Genomic DNA, 22697 nt, shown 5'->3' on the forward strand with positions numbered 1-22697 from the left:
CGTCCCGTCGGCCGGCCGCCGGCCAGCCGACGCCTTGCGACCACTCGACGCCCGACACGGCCGCGCGGCAGGCGCCCCGACACTCGGGCGGCGAGAGGGAGGGGCTAGGACGCCTCGGCGTCGGCGCGGAGCCGCATGCGCTGCGCGTCGATGTCCACGAGCTGCCGCTGGATCTCAGCGCGCCGCTCGGCCTGCTCGTGCGGGTCCGCACGCTGCAGTTGTCCGAGCAACGAGGCCTTGCGGGCGAGCAGGTCCCGCTCGACCAGGGCGACGACGATGCTCCGGCAGTACGCGGCGAGGTCCTCGGCGTTGCGAGCGGGGATCGGCGCAAGGGCCAGCTCGTGCGTCAGGGTGCGCAAGGGGGTCGGCACGTCGGCGAGCAACCGGTCGAGCCAGTCCCCCGCCCCGATGACGTCGACGTTGGCGACCACGGCGTCCCGCACGACGGCGAGCATCGGCGCCGAGAACGTGGCCGATGCGGCGAGCCCGAGCAGCGGCGCTCCGACCGAGGTCGGCTGCTGCACCATCGCCATGACGGCGTCGCGCTCCATGCGGCTGATCGGGTCGTTCGGCAGCGAGCGGATCCCGGCGACGGGCTCCTCGACCACACCGGCCCCGTCGGTGGCGTGACCGGCGCGGCCGTCGCGCCCCGGGCCTCCTGACCGATCGTCCGTCGACCCCGCACGCCGACGCGCGGTCTCGACCGATCGACGGACCTCGGGCATGTCCATGCCGAGCCAGCCGGCGAGCTCGCGGACGTAGCCCTGCGTGAGCGAGCGGTCGCGGATGCCGGCGAGCACGGGCGCGGCGGCGCGGAGGGCACTGACGCGGCCCTCGACCGTCTCGAGGTCGTGGCCCTCCAACGTGCGGCGGATCATGAACTCGAACATCGGGCGCTTGTTCGTGATCAGGCGGCGGATGGCGTCGTCGCCGCGGGCGAGCCGGAGGTCGCACGGGTCGAGGCCACCGGGCGCCACGGCGACGAACGTCTGCGCGGCGAACCGCTGTTCCTCGGCGAAGGCGCGGGAGGCGGCACGCTGTCCGGCCTCGTCCGGGTCGAAGGTGAAGACCACCTCGCCGTTGGCGTTCGGGTCGGCGCCGGCCAGGTCGCCGAGCATCGGGCGCAGCACCTTGATGTGGTCGACGCCGAACGAGGTGCCGCACGTGGCGACCGCGGTGGTGATGCCGGCGACGTGGCAGGCCATGACGTCGGTGTAGCCCTCGACGATCACGACCTGCTTCTGCTTCGAGATGTCGCGGCGGGCCAGGTCGAGCCCGTAGAGCACCTGGCTCTTGTGGTAGATCGGGGTCTCGGGCGTGTTGAGGTACTTCGGGCCCTTGTCGTCGTCGAGCAGGCGACGGGCACCGAACCCGATCGTCGCCCCGGTGACGTCGCGGATCGGCCACATCAGGCGACCACGGAACCGATCGTACGGCGACCGGTCGCCCTGGCTGACGAGCCCGGCCGAGGTGAGTTCCTCGAGCGTGAAGCCCCGACCGCGCAGGTGGTCCTTGAGCATGTCGAAGGACTTCGGGGCGAAGCCGACACCGAAGTGCTGCGCCGCCGAGGGATCGAACCCGCGCTCCCCCAGGAACCGCCGTGCGGGGTCGGCCGCGGCGGTCGTGAGCTGCGCCGTGTAGAACTCGAGCGCGGCTTCGTTGGCCGCGATCAGCCGGGCGCGGGTGTTGTAGTCGGTGCGCGGCCCGTCGCCCTCTTCGTAGTGCAGGGTGAAGCCGATCTTCGCGGCCATGCGCTCGACGGCCTCGGCGAAGGTGGTGTGGTCCTGCGCCATGATGAAGCTGAAGACGTCGCCGTCCTCGCCGCAGCCGAAGCAGTGGTACCGGCCGACCTGGGGTCGGACGTGGAACGACGGAGAGCGTTCGTCGTGGAAGGGGCAGAGCCCCTTCATCGAGCCGACGCCCGCGTTCTTCAGCGTGACGTAGTCGCCGACGACGTCGGCGATGTTGACACGCGAGCGGACCTCGTCGATGTCGTTCCGCGCGATCCTGCCAGCCACCCTCTGATCCTAGTTCGTGGGACCGACCTCGGCCGACCGCGGCCCCGAGATGTGGACGAGCCACCACGGACGACCCCGGGCCGACGGAGCACCCCGCTCACACCGGGATGTGGACCGCTTCCCGCTCGCCGACGACCAACCGACGGTGCCAGGCGATCGCCCCTTGGTCCGTCAGGCTCGCGACCTGGTCGACCACGGCGCGGAGTCGGCCGTCGTCGTCGGACGCCGCACGCCAGTCGGCGGCGAAGCCGGGCTCGAGGTCCGACGCACCCGATGCTGCCAGGGCGTCGAGCAGCTCGGTCAGGATCCGGCGCTGGTCTTCGTACACGGGCTGCCGGTCGCCCTGCGTCATCACGAACGCCGCCACGATCCCCTTGAGGACCGCGATCTCGCCGATGATCTCCGGCGGTGTCACCACCGACGCCGCGAACCGGACCAGGGACCCGGACGCGTAGGACTCGCGGGTCGCGGCCGTCGCCGTCCGCGCGAAGCGTCCGATCAGCTGCGAGGTGAGGTTCTTCAGGTGTGCCGCGTCGCGCCGGGACCCGTCGTACGAGGTCATCCAGAGCGGCAGAGCCCGGAGGCGGTCGAACGCCTCGAGCAGTTCCTCACGACTCAGGTCGTCGCCCACCCACGCGTGCATCGCGGTGACGATGTCGTTCTCGCCGACCCGGTCGCCGAGCGCCGCGACGTCGATGAACCCGGCGACGACGGCGTCCTCGAAGTCGTGCACCGAGTACGCGATGTCGTCGGACAGGTCCATGACCTGCGCCTCGATGCACCGCTGCCGACGGGGGGCCCCGGCACGGAGCCACTCGAAGGCGTCGTGGTCGTCGTCGTAGAAGCCGAACTTGGTCCGACCCGATGACGACTCGGAGACGCCCTGCGCCGCGGGCCACGGGTACTTGCAGCTGGCGTCGAGTGACGCGCGCGTCAGGTTGAGCCCGAAGGGACGCTCGACGCCAGCGCCGGCCCCCGCGCCAGCGGCGCCCGCCCCCGGCCGCAACCCGTACACCTTCGGCTCGAGCCGGGTGAGCAGCCGCAGCGTCTGCGCGTTGCCCTCGAACCCGCCGATGCCGGCGGCCCAGGCGTTGACGGCGGTCTCACCGTTGTGGCCGAAGGGCGGGTGGCCGATGTCGTGCGCCAGGCACGCGGTGTCCACCACGTCGGGGTCGAGGCCCAACGAGTCCGCGAGCTCGCGACCGACCTGCGCCACCTCGAGCGAGTGGGTCAGGCGGTTGCGGGCGAAGTCGAGCCCGGTCGTCGGGCTGAGCACCTGGGTCTTGGCGGCGAGGCGACGGAGCGCGCTGGAGTGCAGCAGCCGTGCGCGGTCACGGGCGAAGTCCGATCGGCGGTTGCCGTGCTCTTCCGGGAGCCAGCGCTCGGCGTCGGCCGGGCCGTACGAGGCGGTGGCGCTCATCCGCCGCTGTGGTGCAGCTCGGCGGCGGCGAGGACCTTGCGGAACTCGCTGTCGACGTCGCGGGACTCGAGCCAGCGGTCGGGCAGTGCGGTGCGCTTCGGGTTGCCGGAGCGACCACGGGGGCCCTCGGCGCCCTCGCCCGGGTACGGTGCGTCGCGGTCGAGCTGCCCGAGCAGGTCGTCGATCTCCTGCAGGCTCGACGACAACGCGAGCCCGGACCGCACGTCGCTGCCGATCGGGTACCCCTTGAAGTACCAGGCCACGTGCTTGCGGGCGTCGCGGCAACCGTGGTCTTCGGACCCGAAGAACTCGACGAGCAGTTCGGCGTGCCGACGGAACCCGTCGGCGACCTCGCCCAGGGTCGGCATGTACCGCAGCCCTTCGCCGCGGAACGCCGCCGCCAGGTCGCCGAACAGCCACGGGCGCCCGAGGCACCCGCGTCCGACGACGACGCCGTCGACGCCGGTCTCGTCGACCATGCGCAGGGCGTCGGCAGCCGACCAGATGTCCCCGTTGCCGAGGATCGGGATGTCGGTGACGGTTTCCTTCAGCGTCGCGATCGCCGACCAGTCGGCGTGACCGGAGTAGTGCTCGTTCGCCGTGCGGGCGTGCAGCGACACCGCGGCGACGCCGGCGTCCCGCGCGATGCGGGCGGCGTCGAGGTAGGTCAGGTGGTCCTCGTCGATGCCCTTGCGCATCTTCACCGTGACCGGCACGTTCCCCGCGGCGCGGACGGTCTTCGTGACGAGTTCGCGGAACAGCTCGAGCTTCCAGGGCAGTGCCGCGCCGCCGCCCTTGCGGGTGACCTTGGGCACCGGGCAGCCGAAGTTCAGGTCGATGTGGTCGGCACGGTCCTCGCCCACCAGGATCGAAGCGGCCTCGGCCACGGTGTTGGGCTCGACGCCGTACAGCTGGATCGACCGCGGGGTCTCGGACTCGTGGTGCTGGATGAGCTGCATCGACACGGGGGTGCGTTCGACCAGTGCGCGCGAGGTGATCATCTCGCAGACGTAGAGACCGGCGCCGTACTCGCGGCAGAGCCGGCGGTACGCCATGTTCGTGATGCCCGCCATGGGCGCGAGCACGACCGGCACGTCGACCTCGATCGGGCCGATGCGCAGAGGCCGTGCTGGGGCTTGTGTGATCGTCATACCTGGTCCATCCTCCCACGTCGGTGCTCGCCGGTAGCGTTCTCCACATGACGATCGACGCCAGCACCCGGTTCGACACCGACGCAGCAGCCCGCGGCCTGACGGTCGAGGTCGTCGAACGCCCCGCCGCGGACTCCCTGCAGCAGGCCGCCGGACTGCTCGGCATCGACCCCGGCGACATCGTCAAGACACTCGTCGTGAAGCGCCACGACGGCGGCTTCCTGCTCGCGCTCGTGCCGGGCGGTCGGAGCATCGCGTGGAAGAAGCTCCGCACCGTCGTCGGCGTGAACAAGCTCTCGATGCCCGACGCGGCGACCGCGCTCCAGGCGTCGGGCTACGAGCGCGGCACGATCACGCCCATCGGCGCGACCGGCGACCTGCCCGTCTACGCCGACGAACGCATCGTCGGTCGACGGGTCGCCCTCGGTGCTGGCCGACACGGCGCGAGCGCCTTCGTCGACGCCGACGACCTCGTCGCCGCGTACGGCGCGACGGTCGCCGACATCACCGACGAGGAACCGCAGCGCGACTGAGTGGTCCGTCGACCGACGGATCGCGCCCCCGCACAGCCGTCGCGCCCCGCAGAGTCGGGGCGCAACGACCGCACGGGGGCGCGAGACCAGCAGCGCGCGAGGCGCGACCGACGGAACCGTCAGTCCGGCACCTCGGTCCAGTCGCCCTCGGCACCGGCGAACGATCCGGCGTCGATCAGGCACGAATCACCGTCGCAGACCGGCGCACCGCCGGGCGTGACCAGCGTGAGCAGGCCGGGGCGCGCCTCCAGACCGGAGATCGCATCCGGGACCGACGGGGCGGACGGGAGGCCCACCCCACCCCCGACGGTGACCGTCGCGCCCGTCATCGGGTCGCCGCCACGTCGGCGCTCGCGTCGTCCGCAGCGCGTTCGGTCGCCGAGGCGACCTCGTCCGGAGTCGTCCCGCGCAGCGCGACGACCTGCGTCAGCACCTGCTCGAACGCTGCCGGGTCCTGCGCGCCCGAGACGCCGTACTTGCCGTCGATGACGAAGAAGGGGACGCCGTTGATGCCGAAGGCCTGCGCCTGGGCCTGGTCGGCGCGGACGGCTGCGAGCTGGGAGTCGTCGCGGAGCGTGGCGAGGACCTCGTCGCGGTCGAGCCCGATCTCGGCGGCCAGGTCAGCCAGCGTCGCGTCGTCGCCGACGTGCTCGCCGCGCTCGAAGTAGGCGGTGAACAGGCGCTCGACCATGTCGAGCTGCTTGCCGTGCTGCTTGGCGAGGTGGATGACCTGGTGCGCCTTCACGGTGTTCGTGTGGTGCATGGCCTCGAAGTCGTAGTCCAGCCCGACCGAGGCCGCGATGCCGGTGACCTGGTCGAGCATCTGCTGCGCCTGCTCGACGGGCATGCCCTTGTGGCTCGACAGGAACTCAGCCTCGGTGCCCTCGAAGTCGACGGGGGTGTCCGGGCTGAGCTCGAAGGAGTGGTACTCGACCTCGACCGGGCGGCCGTCCGCCGAGGCGCCGAACGCGGCGACGCCGGCCTCGAACTTGCGCTTGCCGATGTAGCACCAGGGGCAGGCGATGTCCGACCAGACATCGACCTTCACGGAGTCGTTCATGCTGATCCCAACGCGGACGCTGCGCGCGCATTCCCGCCGCACAACCAAAATCACCTCGCGCCGCGGGATCGCGCGGTTCGAGGTGATTTTGGTTGTGCTGGACGCATCCGCGCCGTGCCGGGTCCTGCCGGCCGCCCGCGAGACCCCTACGCGCCGAGCAGGCGCTGCGCCAGGTAGCCCTGCAGCTGGTCGAGGGCGACGCGCTCCTGCGCCATGGTGTCGCGCTCGCGCACGGTCACGGCCTTGTCCTCGAGCGTGTCGAAGTCGACCGTGATGCAGAACGGCGTACCGATCTCGTCGTGACGACGGTAGCGACGGCCGATCGCACCGGCGTCGTCGAAGTCCACGTTCCAGTTCTTGCGCAGGTCGTCGGCCAGGCCGCGGGCGACCGGCGACAGCTGCTCGTTGCGCGACAGCGGCAGCACCGCGGCCTTGACGGGCGCCAGGCGCGGGTCGAGTCGCAGCACGGTGCGCTTGTCGACGCCGCCCTTCGCGTTCGGTGCTTCGTCCTCGTGGTACGAGTCGAGCAGGAACGCCATGAGCGCACGGGTCAGGCCGAAGGACGGCTCGATGACGTACGGCACGTACTTCTCGTTCGCCGCCTGGTCGAAGAAGCGCAGGTCCTGGCCGGACGACTCGATGTGGTTGTTGAGGTCGAAGTCGGTGCGGTTCGCGACGCCCATGAGCTCGCCCCACTCCGATCCGGTGAACCCGAAGCGGTACTCGATGTCGGCGGTGGCGTCGGAGTAGTGCGCCCGCTCGCCGTCCGGCACGTCGAAGCGGCGGAGGTTCTCCGGGTCGATGCCGAGCTCGGTGTAGAACGCGATCGAGTCGGCGATCCACTGCTCGTAGTGCTCCCCAGCCTCGGCCGGCGGCACGAAGTACTCGATCTCCATCTGCTCGAACTCGCGGGTTCGGAAGATGAAGTTGCCGGGCGTGATCTCGTTGCGGAACGCCTTGCCGACCTGGCCGATGCCGAACGGGGGCTTCATCCGGCTGGTCGTCACGACCTGCGCGAAGTCGACGAAGATGCCCTGGGCGGTCTCGGGGCGCAGGAAGTTCAGGCCCTCCTCCGACTCGACCGGGCCGAGGTAGGTCTTGAGCATCCCGGAGAACTCGCGGGGCTCGGTCCACTCGCCGCGGGTGCCGCAGTTCGGGCAGGCGATCTCGGCCATGCGGCCCTCGGGGTCGCGGCCCTTCTTGGCGACGAACGCCTCGATCAGGTGGTCCTCGCGGAACCGGTGGTGGCAGTGCAGGCACTCCACGAGCGGGTCGGTGAAGGTCGCGACGTGGCCGGAGGCCTCCCACACCTTGCGGGGCAGGATGACGGCGGAGTCGAGGCCGACCATGTCGCCACGGCCGCGGACGAACCGCTGCCACCACTGACGCTTGATGTTCTCCTTGAGCTCCACACCGAGGGGCCCGTAGTCCCACGCGGAGCGGGAGCCTCCGTAGATCTCACCCGACTGGAAGACGAAGCCGCGGCGCTTGGCCAGGGCGATGACGCTGTCGAGACGGGTGGGCTGTGCCAAAGAGTGCTCCAGAGGTCGCCGAGCTGGGTGCTCGGTGCGGAAACGGTCCGGGCAAGACTACCGGCGTTCGTCGGCCGGGAGGCCCGCCCCGCGTCCGCCCGCAGCGCTCACCTCGCCGACGTGGTCGCCCCCACCCCGCGCAGTGCGGCCGCCACGTCGGTCACGTCGGACTCGTCGTTCCACAGGTGGAACGCGATCCGGAGTCGCCCGGCACGCCCCGACGCGTGAGTCCGGCGGCGGTGAGGGCCCGGAGGGCCGACCCGTCGGCGTCCGCGAACGTCACGATCGCCTGACCGTCGCCCTGCCGAGGCGACCCGAGGGCGTCGCACAGCCGATCTGCGAGACCGGTGGCGTGCCTCCAGACCGCCTGCTGGTCGAGCGCGACCGCGTGTTCGAGCGCGGCCACGGCACCGGGCCACGCCTGCCAGGCCGGCGAGACGTCGAAGCGACGGGCGTCGTCAGCCAGGCGCATGTCGGGGCCGTAGCAGGACGACCACACGTCCGCGCCGGCGTACCAGCCGGCCTGGACCGGGCGGAGCCGACCGAGGGCGGCGTCGGAGAGCGTCATGAAGGCGACGCCGCGCGGTGCGCAGAGCCACTTGTAGGCGTGCGTGAGCGTCACGTCGAACAGTGCCGCGTCAACGGGCAGGACGCCGGCTGCTTGCGTGAGGTCGCAGAGGGTGAGGGCACCGACCCGCCGGGCCGCGGCGACGACCGGGTGAGGATCCGTGACGGCGCCGGTGGCGGACTGCACCGCGGACCACGCGACGAGGGCGGTGTCTGGACCGACGGACGCGGCGAGCCGGTCGAGCGGGACGTGCCGGACGCGGACGCCTCGGTGCGCCTGGGCGAGGAACGGGAAGACGACCGAGCTGAAGTCGCCGTCGGGGACGACCACCTCGGCACCGTCCGGCAACGCATCGGCGACGACCGCAGCCATCACCGAGGTCTGCGAGCCGGTCGCCACGTGGGACACCGGCACCCCGACGAGGGCGGCGAACAGCACGCGGCCCTCCTCGACCAACGCCCCGTAGTGGGCCGGCGAGGTCTCGGCGCGGGACCACGCGTCGACGTCGGCCCGCTGGGCGGCGATCGTGGCCCGGGTCGGCAGACCGGCGGTGCACGCCGCGAGGTAGCCACGGCCGGCGGGGAAGGAGTCCATGCGGACAGCGTCCCGGCTCGTGCCCCATCACACCAGGCCGGGTTCGTTGTGCAGCCGATAACATCGCGTGATGGACGACATCGATCCCCAACTGTTCCGGGTCCTCCGCGCCGTGGCCGACAGTGGGTCGATCACCCGCGCCGCCGCAGCACTCGGGTCGAGCCAACCCGCGGTCAGCCAGTTGCTCGCCCGGGCCGAACGGCGACTCGGGCACACCCTGACGGACGCCGGTCGGGTGCTCGCGGACCACGCCCTGCACGTGCAGGCCGCGCTGACCGCCGCGCGCGAGGACCTCGACGCCGTCGGGGGGCTGACCCGCGGCCGCCTGCGCCTCGCCGGGTTCCCGAGCGCGTCCTCGGCCCTCGTGCCCGCGGTGCTCGCCCGGCTGGCGTCGACGGCTCCGGGCGTGACGACCTCGTACGTCGAGGTCGAACCGCCCGAGGCGCTCGACCTGCTGCGGAGCGGAGAGGTCGACGTCGCCCTGACCTTCACCTACGTCGGCGACGAGGTCGGGTCCACGCCGGACCCCGGGCTCGTCTCCCGGGCACTCGGGCGGGATCCGCTCGCCCTGGTGACGCCGTCCGGAGGCTCGGGCGGCGTCCGCACCGGGGACTCCGGTGCGGTGGGCCCTGGCGCCGTGGGCTCTGCCGTGGACCTTGCGTCGCACCGCGATGCCCGCTGGATCGGCGGCTGCCCGCGGTGCCGCGGCCACCTGCTCGCCTCGTGTGCGACGGCCGGGTTCACCCCGGACATCGTGCTCGAGACCGACAACGCGGCTGCGGTGGTGGGACTCGTCGCCGCCGGACTCGGCGTGGCCCTGCTCCCCCGGCTGGCGCTCGCGACGACGGTCATCCCCGCCGAGGTCCGGGTCGACCCCGTGGACGACGACCTGGCCCGCCGGGTCGAGGTCGTCATCGCCCGAGGGGCCGAGCGCGTCCCGAGCGTCCGTGCGGCCCTGGACGCGGTGCGGTCAGCGGCACACCTGCTCGACGGGCCGCTGCCCGGCTGACGGGTGCGTCAGGCGGTCGGGGCGTCGACCGCACCGCCGTAGCGACGGTCGCGGCGTGCGTACTCCTCGATCGCGCCCCACAGGTCGGTGCGGCGGAAGTCCGGCCACAGGCGATCCAGGAACACTATCTCGGCGTACGCCGACTGCCACAGCAGGAAGTTGCTCGTGCGCTGCTCCCCCGAACTGCGCAGGAACAGGTCGACGTCGGGCATCTCAGGCACGTAGAGCCGCTTCGCCAGTGCCTTCTCGGTGACCTGGCTCGGCTTGAGGCGTCCGGCGGCGACCTCTTCGGCCATCCCCCGCACGGCGTCGACGATCTCGTTCCGGCCGCCGTAGTTGACGCACATCGTCAGGGTGAGCACGTCGTTGCCCGCGGTCATCTGCTCGGCACGGTCGAGCTCGTCGATGACGCTCCGCCACAGCCGGGGGCGACGTCCAGCCCACCGCACCTTGACGCCCCACTCGTTCAGCTGGTCGCGCCGGCGCCGGATGACGTCGCGGTTGAAGCCCATCAGAAAGCGGACCTCTTCCGGCGACCGCTTCCAGTTCTCGGTCGAGAACGCGTACGCCGAGATGTGCTTGACGCCGATCTGGATCCCGCCGGCGACGACGTCGAGCAGCGAGGCCTCGCCCGCCTTGTGCCCCTCGATCCGGGTGAGCCCGCGCCCGTTGGCCCACCGGCCGTTGCCGTCCATCACGATCGCGACGTGGTCCGGCACGAACCGGGCCGGGATCGCCGGCGGCGTCTCACCGGTCCAGTCGATCGGGCGGAACGACTCGGCGTCGTCAGGGCGGCGGGGGCTCATGCGGTGGGGGTTCCTTCCACGGTGCGGGTTCCTTCCGCGGCGGGATCGGGGTCAGGGAGTGCGGGTGCGGGAGTCGAGGCCACCGCGCGTGCCGTCGCCTCGGGTCCGTCGTGGGTCAGCGGCACGGGCAGCGGGTGCTCCGAGCGGTCGACGTGCGGCAGGGACCGGAGCGATCGTTCCAGGTGCCACTGGGCGTACGCCGCGACCACGCCGGAGGCCCGCGACCGCGTCCGTTCGTCGGTGGCGTCGACGCTCGCCCAGTCGCCGGCGAGCAGCGAACCGAGCACGCCGAGGGTCGCCGGGTCGAGCCGCGGTGTGCCGGGAGGCGCAGCCCGGTCGGCGACGACCCCGCCGAGCTGCACCACGAACGCGGAGTGCGGCCCGGGCTCCCCCGTGACCGCACAGTCGCTGAACGAGGGCGCCCACCCCGCGATGCTCATCGCACGGAGCAGGTAGGAGTCGAGCGTCGCGCTGGAGTGGTGCTCACCGCGCGACAGCGACCGCAGCGCGCCGACGAGCAACAGGTACTGCTGCAGCCCGGCGTCGGCCTCGCTCAGGCGGTCGGCGGTCTCGACCATCGCGCTCGCAGCCGTGTACGCGCCGTAGTCGGCGACGATCTGCGCCCCGTAGGCCCCGAGCGACTCGGCCTGCGTGACGATGTCGAGCGAGCGGCCCTCGTAGAACTGGGCGTCGACGACCATGAACGGCTCGAGCCGACTGCCGAACTTCGACGCCGTCCGCCGCACGCCCTTGGCCACCGCGCGGATCTTGCCGTGCTGCCGGCTGAGCATGGTGACGATGCGGTCGGCTTCCCCGAGCTTGTGGGTGCGCAACACGACGCACTCGTCCCGGTACAGCGGCATGCCCCCAGTATCCCCCGCCCCGCCGACACCGCCCTGCGCGCAGCGCGCAGCCGCGCGCGCCGCGCGCGCCCTGCGCGCAGCGCGCAGCCGCGCGCGCCGCGCGCAGGGGTACCGAGCGGAATCGGGCGTACCTGGTCGAAAGAAACGATCAGGTACGCCCGATTCGACTTGCCATCGCGCGTGACGGGGGAAAGACCGGGCACAGACGGGAGGCTCCCCACCGGGCACGGCCGGTCCGCCGCTGGCGCGTCGGCCCGGAACCGGCCGGCGTGGGCCCAGGTGCAGGACGGACCTGCACCGCGCCTCCCGGCTTGGTCGCGTCTCAGGCGGAGACGAGCCTCCCGGTCTGGCCGCGTCTCAGGCGGAGACGAGCTCCGGCGAGTCGGCGCCGGCTGCAGCACCGGCGCGCACCGCGCGGTTCACCGCGGACACGATCGCCTTGAGCGAGGCCGTCGAGATGTCGGCGTCGATGCCGACGCCCCACAAGCGCACGCCGTCGACGTCGAGCTCGACGTACGACGCCGCCTTGGCGTCACCGGAGGCACTCATCGTGTGCTCCGAGTAGTCGTACAGCGTGACCTGCACGCCCTGCTCGGCGAGGACCTTGAGGAACGCGTCGATCGGACCGGTGCCCACGGCGTCGGCGGTGACGGAGCCCTCGTCGACGCGGAGCGCGACCGACAGCGAGGTCGTGCCGTCGAAGTCGCTCGAGGTCGCCGTCTTGGTGAGCTCGTACCGGCCCCACTTGTCGTCGTCGGTCGAGGCGGGCAGGTACTCGTCCTGGAACACGTCCCAGATGCGCTGCGACGAGAACTCGCCACCCTCGGTGTCGGTGTGCCGCTGCACGACGCCGGAGAACTCGATCTGCAGCTTGCGGGGCAGGTCGAGGGCGTGGTCGGTCTTGAGCAGGTACGCGACGCCGCCCTTGCCGGACTGCGAGTTGACGCGGATGACCGCCTCGTACGACCGGCCGATGTCCTTCGGGTCGACGGGCAGGTACGGCACCGCCCACTCGATCTCGTCGATGTCCTTGCCCGCGGCGGCAGCCTTGGCCTTCATCGCCTCGAAGCCCTTGTTGATGGCGTCCTGGTGCGAGCCACTGAACGCCGTGTAGACGAGGTCGCCCGCCCACGGCTGACGCTCCGGCACCGGCAGCTGGTTGCAGTACTCGACGGTGCGCTTCACCTGGTCGATGTCCGCGAACGAGATCTCCGGGTCGATGCCCTGCGTGAACAGGTTCATGCCCAGCGCGACGAGGTCGACGTTGCCGGTGCGCTCACCGTTGCCGAACAGGCAGCCCTCGATGCGGTCCGCGCCGGCCATGTAGCCCAGCTCGGCGGCGGCGACGGCGGTGCCGCGGTCGTTGTGCGGGTGCAGCGACAGGATGACGTCCTGGCGGTGCGCGAGGTTGCGCGACATCCACTCGATCGAGTCGGCGTAGACGTTCGGCGTCGCCATCTCGACGGTGGCCGGCAGGTTGATGATGACCTTGCGGTCGGGGGTGGGCTCGAAGACCTCGAGCACGGCGTTGCAGATCTGCAGCGCGACCTCGAGCTCGGTGCCCGTGTAGGACTCCGGCGAGTACTCGTAGTAGACCGTCGTGTCGTGCTGCAGCGTCGCCTCGGCCGCCTTGCACAGCTTCGCGCCGGCCACCGCGATGTCGACGACACCCTGCACGTCGGTGCGGAAGACGACCTCGCGCTGCACGATCGACGTCGAGTTGTACAGGTGGACGATGGCCTGCTTCGCGCCGTCGATCGCCTCGTACGTGCGCTGGATGAGGTGCTCGCGCGCCTGGGTCAGCACCTGGATGGTGACGTCGTCGGGGATCGCGCCCTCGTCGATCAGGCTGCGGACGAAGTCGAAGTCGGTCTGGGAGGCGCTCGGGAACCCGACCTCGATCTCCTTGTAGCCCATGCCGACGAGCAGGTCGAACATGGCGCGCTTGCGCTCGGCGTCCATCGGGTCGATGAGGGCCTGGTTGCCGTCACGCAGGTCGACCGCACACCAGCGCGGGGCCCGCTCGATGCGCTTCGTCGGCCAGGTGCGGTCGGGCAGTTCGACCGAGATCTGTTCGTGGAAGGGGACGTACTTGTGGATCGGCATCCCGGAGGGCTGCTGCGTGTTCTGCATCGTTCGTCGCTTTCGTCGCGTGTTCGTGTGCTCTGGTGAGTGCGGCCACGACGGACTCCGCGACGAGGTGGGCCGGTGTGTCAGGCCTCGTCGCGGCAGCGAAGGAGGAGGAGTGCCGAGTACATCGAGTCCACGGTAGCACCGGCGGGCTGCTGTGTGACAAGCGCGTGACGCGGGGGCGGCCAGGCACGGTCCGAGCCGGACACCGGACGGGGGCGAGCGGTCACGACATGCCGCGGGTCGGCCGCCGAGCGGTCACGTTCTGTCACCTGAGCCGCGTCCAGGCGACAGTTCGTGACCATTCAACGGACGTGAGCGGCGTGGCACTGCGGTGCGGCACACGTCCACGCGACCACGCGACGGACGGGAGGCACGGTGCCAGCTGGCACCGTGCCTCCCGTCCGCCGCGTGGTGCGACCAGAGCGCCGCGTCAGTCGACCGCGAGCGCCTCGGTCGGGGGCACGCGCATCGCGCGCCGCACCGGCGCGATCGTCGCGACGACCGCCAGCACGAGCGCCCCGACGACGACGATCCCGATGGTGAGCGGCGGCAGCACGGGCGTGACCGGGTGCCCGAGCGACCCGAGCAGCGTCTGCCCGCCGACCCATCCGTAGAAGGTGCCGAGCACGAGCCCCGAGACGACGGCCGCGACGACCATCTGCACGGCCTCGGTCACGATCATCCGGCGGACCTGCGCCCCGGTGAGACCGAGCACCCGCAGCAGCCCGAGCTCGCGTCGGCGCTGCAGGACCCCGAGTGCCAGCGCGTTGACGACCCCGACGGCGGCGATCACGGCCGAGAACCCGACGATGACGCTGACGACGGCGTTCAGCTGGACGAAGAAGTCGCGCTGCGCCTGCACCATCTCGGTCGTCGTCTGGCCCTGTCCCATCTGCTCGAGCTGGGCCTCGAGCACGTGCTGCATGATCCCCAGTGCGACGGCGAAGGTGACGAGCAGGGTGACGCCGATGACGAGCCCGATCGTCGCCCGCGAGGACCGACCCGGCGCACGCATGGCGTTGCGGCCGGCGAGCAGGACGACGGGGTCGTGCGAGCCGATCCGACCGATGAGCTGCAGCACCGGCGGCATCACGATGGTCGCTCCGACGGCGACGCCGGCGAACGACACGAACCCGCCGAGGGCAGCCGGCAGCACCGCGATCGGCGAGCTCGCGCTGACCGCGAGCCCGATGAGCATGAGCGCCGCGCCGCCGGCCATGAGCACGATGGCCCAGACCTTGCGGGCGGTGCCCGAGCGGACGTCGTCGTGGCTCGGTTCGACGCTCGAGGACAGCGCCTCGAGCGGGGTGACGGTCAGCACCCGGCGGGAGCCCGCTGCGAACGCGCCCCAGGTCGCCAGGACCACGGCCACGATCGGCAGCACGAGTTCCCACGGCAGGAGCGTGTAGTCGGTGTCGGGCAGGAACCCGTTGCCGCGCAGGACCACCACGAACACCGCTGACAGTCCGGTGCCCACGACGGCGCCGATCAGTCCGCCGAGCACCCCGACGACCAGTCCGGTCCGGGTGATCCGGGCCCGGAGCGTGGCGCCGGTGGCACCGACGAGCCGCTGCAACGCGATGATGCGGGTCTGCCCGGCGATGAGGGTCGCGCAGGTGTTGGCGGTGACGATCGCACCGACGTACAGCGCGATGCCGAGGAACAGCCACCCCACGACGGACAGGATCGCCCTGACCGGGCCGAGGTCGGCGAGCCCGGCGGCGCCGAGCGCCTCGGTCACGATGCCCGGGGCGATGACGAGTGCTGAGCCGAACGTGGTGCCGAGCGCCGCGACCAGCACGGTGGGGGCGAAGGGGCGGACGCCGTTCACGCTGCCGCCTCCATCCCCAGCATCGTGGTGGAGATCGCGCCGGCGTCCATCGCCGGGCGGTCGGCGACGACCCGGCCGTCGGCGAGGAACAGGATCCGGTCGGCGTTGGCGGCGGCGACGGGGTCGTGCGTCACCATGACGACGCTCTGGCCCCACTCCTGCACGGCCCCGCGCAGGATCGCGAGCACGTCACGGCCGGTGCGCGAGTCGAGGGCACCCGTCGGCTCGTCGGCGACGACGACTGCCGGCCGCGAGGCGAGCGCCCGGGCGATGGCGACGCGCTGCTGCTGCCCACCCGACAGCTGGTGCGGCCGGTGCGACAGCCGGTTGCCGAGTCCGAGCTGGTCGACCAGGCGGTCGATCCACGCGCTCTCGTCCTTCGACGGCTTGTGCCCGCCGAGCAGGAACGGCAGCCGGATGTTCTCGCTGACGTCGAGCGTCGGCACCAGGTTGAACGACTGGAACACGAACCCGAGCCGGCGGCGACGGAGCTCGGTCAGGTCTTTGTCACCGAGCCCCGTGATGTCGACCCCGTCGATCTCGATGCGGCCCGCGGACACCGCGTCGAGTCCCGCGGCGACGTGCATGAGCGTCGACTTGCCGGACCCGGACGGCCCCATCACTGCGGTGAACTCCCCCGCGCCGATGTCGACGCTGACGTCGTCGAGCGCCGTCACCCGGCGCGCGGCGTCGCCGTAGTGCTTGGACACGTGGTCGAGTCGGATGATCGGAGCGTGGCTGGTGGTCATGCACCAACGATGGCGTCCGGGAGGCCCGCCCCGCGTCCGTCGGGCGGCTCCTGTGGATGAGCCGCTCGGCTCGACTTCCTGTGGACGGGTCATCCGATCGGATGACGTCCGTCAGTCGGCCTTGCTCACCAGCCGGTGCTCGTGCGCGAACACGACGAGGCGCACGCGGTCGCGGAGTCCGAGCTTCGTGAGGACGCGCGAGATGTGGGTCTTCACTGTCGCCTCGCTGACGTACTCGTGCTGCGCGATCTCGCTGTTGCTGAAGCCGCGGGCCGCCAGGTCGAAGATCTCGCGCTCGCGCGGGGTGAGGTCGTCGAACGTCGCCGGCACGGTGGCGGCCTGCTCGACGGAGTCGTCGTAGCGCCGCAGGAGTTCCCGCGTCGCCGAGGCCGCGAAGACCGCGGTGCCGGCGTGCACGGTCCGCACGGCGGCGAGCAGGAACTCGGGGTCGGCGTCCTTCAGCACGAAGCCGCTCGCCCCGGCCCGGATGGCCTTCGCCGCGGCCTCGTCGAAGTCGAACGTGGTCAGGACGAGCACCTTCGCGCCGTCGGTACCGGCCTGTTCGACGATGTGCGCGGTCGCCGTGATGCCGTCCATCACGGGCATGCGGACGTCCATGAGCACGACGTCCGGCCGGGTGCGCCGGACGAGTTCGACGCCCTCGGCGCCGTCGCCCGCCTCGCCCACGAAGTGCAGGTCCGGCTGGGAACCGATGAGCATCCGGATGCCGGTGCGGAAGAGTGCCTGGTCGTCGACGAGGGCGACGCGGATGCGGCCGTCGGCCGGCGGGGTGGTGGTCATCGGGCGGTGCGCTCCTGCTCGGTCGGACTGCTGGTCGGGGCGGGGGCCGACTCGGCGGTCGGGCTCGCGGCCCGGCTCGCGGTCGGGCTCGCGGTCGGGCTCGCGGTCGGGCTCGCGGTCGGGGTGATGCGCCCGCGGGGCATCTGCCCGCTCGCGGGGACGGCGGGCATGCGGACGGCGACCTCGAAGTCGGGGCCACGGACCCCGGCGGTCATCGTGCCGCCGGTCATGGTGGCACGCTCGCGCATGCCGACCAGGCCGTGCCCGGTGCCGGGGCCCCGGGTGCCGTCGTCGGCGCGGCGGTTCACCACCGCGATCTCGACGGTGTCCGGGCTGTAGGTCAGTGATGCGTGCACCGGCGTGCCGGGCTCACCGTGCTTGTAGGCGTTCGTCAGGCTCTCCTGCACGATCCGGTACACCGCGAGCTGCGTCGTGGTGGGGAGGCCGGTCGGATCGCCCTCGCGCTCGACCCGGACGTCGAGGCCGACCTGGCGCATCTCGCCGACGAGCCGGTCGATGTCGTCGATCTCCGGCGTCGGGACGGTCCCCTGCTCGTGTCGGAGCGCACCGAGGAGCTCGCGGACGTCGCCGAGGGCCCGGCGGGCGGTGGTCGAGATGGTGCCGAGGGCCTGATCGGCGACGGCGGGGTCCGCCTTCAGCGCGTAGCGGGCTCCGTCCGCCTGGGCGATGACGACCGCGAGCGAGTGCGCGACGATGTCGTGCATGTCGCGGGCGATGCGCACGCGTTCCTGTTCGACCGCGACCGCTCGGTCGGCACGGGCGGCGTCGCGCTCGGCGAGCAGCTGGGCCTCACGGCTCATGCTCGCCGACCGGCGGGTACGGACCACGAGGCCGGCCAGCCACGGCAGCAGCAGCAGGAGCAGGACGACGGCGAAGTACGAGACCGTGACCTGCACCGACTCCTGGAGCGGCGTCGACGCGGTCTCGATCGTCAACCGGTTCCGGTAGTCGTCGACGCCGATGTAGAGCGCCGCGGTGACGGACCCGACGATGGCCGAGACGAGTCCGGCCAGCCGCACCCGCCGACTGCCGTAGGCGCTCGTCGTGTAGAGCACCGCGGCGATGAAGGCGTTCGACAGGTCGGGCATCTGACCCGTGACCATCTCGAAGACCGCGAACACCCAGGCGACGGCCAGAGCGAGTCCGGGCGACAGCCGTCGGAGCGCGAGGGCAGCGGTCATGCCGACGACCGTGACGATCGCGAGCGGGGATTCCATGCCCCGCGCCGAGGTGATCAGCACGAGCGAGCCGAGCACCACGGCGATGACCACGTCGGTGATGACCTGCGCGCGCAGCATGGGACGGAACACGCGTCCACGGTACGGCGCTCGGCTCACGGGCGCGTCCCTCGTGTGGATGACTCCTGGCGCCGGACGCTCAGAAGCCGAGGCGTCCGAGCTGCTTGGGGTCACGCTGCCACTCCTTGGCGACCTTCACACGGATGTTGAGGTACACGTGCCGACCGCCGAGCAGCGACTCGATCTCGACGCGGGCGCGGGAGCCGACGTCCTTCAGGCGCTCCCCCTTGTGGCCGATGACGATCGCCTTCTGGCTGTCGCGCTCGACGAACAGGTTCGCGAAGATGCGCAGCGGCCCGTCGGCGTCGTCGTCCTCGTCCGGCTCGACGATGTCCTCGATCACGACGGCGAGCGAGTGCGGCAGTTCGTCGCGGACGCCCTCGAGCGCGGCTTCGCGGATGAGTTCGCTGATGCGCTCCTCGTCGGTCTCCTCGGTCACGGCCGACGAGTCGTACAGCTGGGGCGACTCCGGCAGCAACGAGGTGATCTCGCCGAGGAGGTCCTCGAGCTGCAGGCCCTTCGTGCCGGACGTCGGGATGATCGAGTCCCAGTCGCGGAGCCGGGAGACGGCCAGCAGCTGCTCGCCGACCTTGTCCTTCGAGGTGCGGTCGATCTTGGTGACGATCGCGACCTTCTTGGCCCGCGGGTACTGGTCGAGGGTGTCGTTGATGAAGCGGTCGCCCGGGCCGATCGGCTCGTTGGCGGGGACGCAGAACCCTATGACGTCGACGTCACCGAGCGTGGACTGCACCAGGTCGTTGAGCCGCTCGCCGAGCAGGGTGCGGGGACGGTGCACACCCGGGGTGTCGACGATGATGACCTGGCCGTCGGGCCGGTGCACGATGCCGCGGATCGCGCGACGGGTGGTCTGCGGCTTCGACGAGGTGATCGCGACCTTCTGGCCCACCAGCGCGTTCGTCAGCGTGGACTTGCCCACGTTCGGACGCCCGACGAACGAGACGAAGCCCGCGCGGTAGGGCTTGCCCGAGGCGGTGGGGGTGGAGTCGGAGTCGGTCATGCGTGCGTGGTTCCCGTCGTGGTGGTGGCGTCGTCGAAGGCGTCCTCGACACCCGCGAGGGCGTCGGTGCGTTCGGCGAGCACGGTGATGAGGTGGCGGCGCTTGCCCTCGACCCGGTCGGCCGTCAGGACGACGCCGGACACCGTGACCGTGTCGCCGGAGACCGCCAGGTGGCCGAGCTCCTTGGTGAGCAGACCGCCGGCGGTGTCGACGTCGTCGTCGTCGAGCTCGATGCCGAACAGGTCGCCGAGCTCGTCGACGGGCAGTCGGGCCGAGATGCGCCAGAGGCCGGGCTCGACCTCGACCCGGTCGACCACGGCGCGGTCGTACTCGTCGGAGATGTCCCCGACGAGCTCTTCGATGAGGTCTTCCATCGTGACGAGACCGGCGACGCCGCCGTACTCGTCGACGACCAGGACCAGGTGGTTCTTCGCGACCTGCATGTGCCGCAGGGTGTCGTCGGCGGCCTTCGACTCCGGCACGAACTCGGCCGGACGCAGCAGTCGGGTGACCCGCTCGCTGCCGGACCCCGGTCGCTCGTACAGCGCCCGCGACACGTCACGCAGGTACAGGACGCCGAGGACGTCGTCGCTGTCCTTGCCGGTGACGGGCATGCGGGACACCCCGGCGGCGAGGAACTGCTCCATGCCCGCGGCGAGCGTGTCCGAGCCGTCGACCGTGAGCATGTCGGTGCGCGGCACCATCACCTCGCGCACGAGGGTGTCGCTGAACTCGAAGACCGAGTGGATGAGCTCGCGGTCCTCGTCCTCGAGCACGTTGCTCTCGGTGGCCTCGTCGACGAGGGACAGCAGTTGTTCTTCGCTCGACACCGTCGAGGCGCTGCGGCCGCGGCCCGGGGTCACGCGGTCACCGATCCGGACGAGCAGGCCGGCGAGCGGACCGAGCACGATCCGGACGGCGCGCACCAGGCCGCCGGTGGACGCCAGCAGCCGTTCGGCGTGCGCTCGTCCGACGCTGCGCGGACTCGACCCGACGAGCACGAACGACACGGCCGTCATGATCGCGGCGGAGACGATGAGCGCCACCCACCAGCTGTCGAACGCCCGCACCAGGGCGATCGTGACGAGCACGGCCGCGGCGGTCTCGGCGAGCACGCGGAAGAAGTTCAGGGCGTTGACGTGCGCGCCGACGTCGTCCGCGATCGCCTCGAGCGCACGACGACGCTTGTTGCCGCGGGCGATCTCGTCGAGGTCGGCACGGGACACCACGGAGAGCGCGGCATCGCTCGCGGCGAGGAGCCCGCCGAGCACGACGAGCCCGAGCGCGACCGCGAGCAGACCGACGACGACGAGCATCGGCTACCGACCCCGGCGCTGGGCCGCGAAGGCCGTCAGGATCTCGCCCTGCAGCCCGAACATCTCGGCCTTCTCGTCCGGCTCGGCGTGGTCGAACCCGAGCAGGTGCAGGATGCCGTGGCAGGTGAGCAACAGCATCTCGTCGGTGCTGGAGTGCCCGGCGGTCTTCGCCTGTTCCTCGGCGACCTGCGGGCAGAGCACGATGTCGCCGAGCAGGCCGGCGGGCGTGGGGTCCTCTTCGGTGCCCGGTCGGAGCTCGTCCATCGGGAAGCTCAGGACGTCGGTGGGGCCGGGCTCGTCCATCCACCGCACGTGCAGCTGCTCCATCGCGCCCTCGTCGACCAGGACGATCGCGAGTTCGGCGTCGGCGTGCACGTGCATCGCGTCGAGGGCGAACGCGGCGAGGCGCTGGATGGCGGCCTCGTCCACCTCGACCCCGGACTCGTTGTTGAGCTCGATGCTCACCGGTTGCCTCCTCGGGCGTCGTTCTGGGGGTACGGGGGTCGCTGGCGGTCCTGCGGCGGCCGACCACGGCGCTCGGCACGGTTGGCGCCGTCGGGGTTGCCGACCGGCGCGGTGCCCCGGCCACCGGGACGGTGACCGGCCTGCTCGGCGAGGCGTTCCTCGTCGTAGACGGTGTAGGCGTCGACGATGCGACCGACGAGCGTGTGCCGCACGACGTCCGCGCTGCCGAGGCGGGCGAAGTGGATGTCCTCGACCGTCTCGAGGATCCGCGTCACGAGCCGGAGTCCGGACACGTTGCCCGGCAGGTCGACCTGGGTGATGTCACCCGTCACGACCATCTTCGAGCCGAACCCGAGACGGGTCAGGAACATCTTCATCTGCTCGGGTGTCGTGTTCTGCGCCTCGTCCAGCACGACGAACGAGTCGTTGAGCGTCCGGCCGCGCATGTACGCGAGCGGCGCGACCTCGACCGTGCCCGCAGCCAGCAGCTTCGGGACCAGCTCGGGGTCCATCATCTCGTTCAGGGCGTCGTACAGCGGCCGCAGGTACGGGTCGATCTTGTCGGTGAGCGTGCCTGGCAGGAACCCGAGCCGCTCGCCGGCCTCGACCGCGGGACGGGTCAGGATGATCCGGGTGACCTCACGCCGCTGCAGGGCCTGTACGGCCTTCGCCATCGCCAAGTACGTCTTGCCGGTGCCGGCGGGGCCGATGCCGAACGTGATGGTGTGTTCGTCGATGGCATCGACGTAGGCGCGCTGCCCGTCGGTCTTCGGCCGCACGGACTTGCCGCGGCTCGACACGATCGGCGTGCCGAAGGTGTCGGACGGCTTGCGGTCGTCGTCGAGGATCCGTGCCGACATCGGGATGTCCGACGGGCCGATGTCCTGCCCGCGCTTGACCATGCCGACGAGTTCGTCGACGAGCGCCTTCGCCCGCGCGACCTCGCGCTCGGGCCCGGTGAGCGTGACCTCGTTGCCGCGGACGACGACCTTGACGCCCGGGTACTGCCGTTCGACGGTCTTCAGCAGGCGGTCCTGGGGACCGAGGAGCTGGACCATGGCGATGCCGTCGACCTGGAGGGCGACGGAGACGACCTGGTCGTCGTCGGTGGTGGGCTGTGCTGGTTCGTTAGCCGGCAAGGGTGCCTTCCTGCAGTTCACCTGCGAGTACGTGCGCGTGCACGTGGAACACGGTCTGACCGGCGGCTTCGCCGGTGTTGAAGACGAGACGGAACTGGCCGCCGGCGCGCTCGTCGGCGATGCGCTGCGCGGTGGCGACCAGGTGGGCGAGGAGGTCGGGGTCACCGGCCGCGAGTTCGGCGACGTTCGCGTACTGCTCGGTCTTGGGGATGACCAGCACGTGGACGGGTGCCTTCGGGGCGATGTCCTCGATCGCGATCACGCGGTCGTCCTCGGCGACGACGGTCGCCGGGATCTCGCGCGCGATGATCTTGCTGAAGACGCTGGGCGTGCTGGTGCTCATGACTCCATCGTAGAACGCAGGACCGACCT

At 71.5% G+C, this 22697-nt stretch carries 21 protein-coding genes; 2 read left to right on the plus strand and 19 right to left on the minus strand.

The features are described from left to right. Window positions 1–104 precede the first annotated feature (104 nt). The 3 genes from dnaG to dusB all read right to left on the minus strand — a co-directional run bounded on the left by dnaG (window position 105) and on the right by dusB (window position 4589). Window positions 105–2018 (minus strand): DNA primase, encoded by a 1914-nt coding sequence (gene dnaG / locus M4960_RS03480; RefSeq protein WP_123340415.1) that lies wholly within the window; start codon window positions 2016–2018, stop codon window positions 105–107. Between the two features lie 97 nt (window positions 2019–2115). Further along, window positions 2116–3438, minus strand: coding sequence for a deoxyguanosinetriphosphate triphosphohydrolase (locus M4960_RS03485; RefSeq protein WP_248703458.1), 1323 nt, complete (start codon window positions 3436–3438; stop codon window positions 2116–2118). Beyond that, entirely contained in the window at window positions 3435–4589 is a 1155-nt protein-coding gene (gene dusB / locus M4960_RS03490; protein ID WP_123292566.1) for a tRNA dihydrouridine synthase DusB, read from the minus strand. The genes M4960_RS03485 and dusB overlap by 4 nt, the downstream gene beginning before the upstream one ends. Before the next feature lie 47 nt (window positions 4590–4636). Here dusB and M4960_RS03495 point away from each other — a divergent pair, with 47 nt between their 5' ends. Further along, window positions 4637–5122, plus strand: coding sequence for an aminoacyl-tRNA deacylase (locus M4960_RS03495; RefSeq protein WP_248703459.1), 486 nt, complete (start codon window positions 4637–4639; stop codon window positions 5120–5122). 119 nt (window positions 5123–5241) lie between these two features. Here M4960_RS03495 and M4960_RS03500 read toward each other — a convergent pair whose 3' ends face one another. From M4960_RS03500 to M4960_RS03515, 4 genes are all read right to left on the minus strand, one after another. Beyond that, window positions 5242–5451, minus strand: a complete 210-nt coding sequence (locus M4960_RS03500) for a hypothetical protein (protein ID WP_123672642.1) — start codon at window positions 5449–5451, stop codon at window positions 5242–5244. Then, window positions 5448–6182 (minus strand): DsbA family protein, encoded by a 735-nt coding sequence (locus M4960_RS03505; RefSeq protein WP_133938223.1) that lies wholly within the window; start codon window positions 6180–6182, stop codon window positions 5448–5450. Before M4960_RS03505 ends, M4960_RS03500 begins: the two co-directional genes overlap by 4 nt. A 146-nt stretch (window positions 6183–6328) precedes the next feature. Continuing rightward, entirely contained in the window at window positions 6329–7714 is a 1386-nt protein-coding gene (locus tag M4960_RS03510; RefSeq protein WP_123938268.1) for a glycine--tRNA ligase, read from the minus strand. 160 nt (window positions 7715–7874) lie between these two features. Beyond that, window positions 7875–8876 carry an aminotransferase class V-fold PLP-dependent enzyme gene (locus tag M4960_RS03515; RefSeq protein WP_248703460.1) on the minus strand — a complete coding sequence of 334 codons (1002 nt, stop codon included), beginning with the start codon at window positions 8874–8876 and terminating at the stop codon, window positions 7875–7877. Window positions 8877–8946: 70 nt separating this feature from the next. Between M4960_RS03515 and M4960_RS03520 the strand changes: the two genes are divergently transcribed. Further along, the gene (locus M4960_RS03520) at window positions 8947–9885 is read left to right on the plus strand and encodes a LysR family transcriptional regulator (protein WP_248703461.1); all 939 of its coding nucleotides are present in this window, start codon (window positions 8947–8949) and stop codon (window positions 9883–9885) included. Between the two features lie 8 nt (window positions 9886–9893). On the opposite strand, the gene M4960_RS03525 is transcribed toward M4960_RS03520, so the two are convergent. From M4960_RS03525 to M4960_RS03580, 12 genes are all read right to left on the minus strand, one after another. Further along, window positions 9894–10691, minus strand: a complete 798-nt coding sequence (locus M4960_RS03525; RefSeq protein WP_248703462.1) for an isoprenyl transferase — start codon at window positions 10689–10691, stop codon at window positions 9894–9896. Continuing rightward, complete coding sequence (recO, locus tag M4960_RS03530) at window positions 10688–11554, minus strand: DNA repair protein RecO (RefSeq protein ID WP_131920522.1); 867 nt, start codon at window positions 11552–11554, stop codon at window positions 10688–10690. The genes M4960_RS03525 and recO overlap by 4 nt, the downstream gene beginning before the upstream one ends. Before the next feature lie 357 nt (window positions 11555–11911). Further along, window positions 11912–13687: a 2-isopropylmalate synthase gene (gene leuA / locus M4960_RS03535; protein WP_123292557.1), complete on the minus strand. Its 1776-nt coding sequence runs from the start codon at window positions 13685–13687 to the stop codon at window positions 11912–11914. Between the two features lie 430 nt (window positions 13688–14117). After that, entirely contained in the window at window positions 14118–15518 is a 1401-nt protein-coding gene (locus tag M4960_RS19590) for an ABC transporter permease (protein WP_248703463.1), read from the minus strand. After that, a complete protein-coding gene (locus M4960_RS03545) occupies window positions 15515–16267 on the minus strand; it encodes an ABC transporter ATP-binding protein (RefSeq protein ID WP_111085736.1) in 753 nt (250 codons plus the stop codon). Before M4960_RS03545 ends, M4960_RS19590 begins: the two co-directional genes overlap by 4 nt. Before the next feature lie 111 nt (window positions 16268–16378). Next, window positions 16379–17068 carry a response regulator transcription factor gene (locus M4960_RS03550; protein WP_248703464.1) on the minus strand — a complete coding sequence of 230 codons (690 nt, stop codon included), beginning with the start codon at window positions 17066–17068 and terminating at the stop codon, window positions 16379–16381. Then, window positions 17065–18399 (minus strand): histidine kinase, encoded by a 1335-nt coding sequence (locus M4960_RS03555; RefSeq protein ID WP_248703465.1) that lies wholly within the window; start codon window positions 18397–18399, stop codon window positions 17065–17067. The genes M4960_RS03550 and M4960_RS03555 overlap by 4 nt, the downstream gene beginning before the upstream one ends. Window positions 18400–18466: 67 nt before the next feature. Then, complete coding sequence (gene era, locus M4960_RS03560; protein WP_123292554.1) at window positions 18467–19405, minus strand: GTPase Era; 939 nt, start codon at window positions 19403–19405, stop codon at window positions 18467–18469. Beyond that, the gene (locus M4960_RS03565; protein ID WP_159574052.1) at window positions 19402–20721 is read right to left on the minus strand and encodes a hemolysin family protein; all 1320 of its coding nucleotides are present in this window, start codon (window positions 20719–20721) and stop codon (window positions 19402–19404) included. The genes era and M4960_RS03565 overlap by 4 nt, the downstream gene beginning before the upstream one ends. 3 nt (window positions 20722–20724) lie before the next feature. Further along, complete coding sequence (gene ybeY, locus M4960_RS03570; protein WP_111085740.1) at window positions 20725–21186, minus strand: rRNA maturation RNase YbeY; 462 nt, start codon at window positions 21184–21186, stop codon at window positions 20725–20727. Then, on the minus strand, window positions 21183–22325 hold the full coding sequence (locus tag M4960_RS03575; RefSeq protein WP_374202864.1) for a PhoH family protein: 1143 nt from the start codon (window positions 22323–22325) through the stop codon (window positions 21183–21185). The genes ybeY and M4960_RS03575 overlap by 4 nt, the downstream gene beginning before the upstream one ends. After that, entirely contained in the window at window positions 22315–22668 is a 354-nt protein-coding gene (locus M4960_RS03580; protein ID WP_123292550.1) for a histidine triad nucleotide-binding protein, read from the minus strand. The genes M4960_RS03575 and M4960_RS03580 overlap by 11 nt, the downstream gene beginning before the upstream one ends. Window positions 22669–22697 lie beyond the last annotated feature (29 nt).

The sequence above is a fragment of the Curtobacterium sp. MWU13-2055 genome (assembly GCF_023242305.1).
Classification (GTDB): domain Bacteria; phylum Actinomycetota; class Actinomycetes; order Actinomycetales; family Microbacteriaceae; genus Curtobacterium.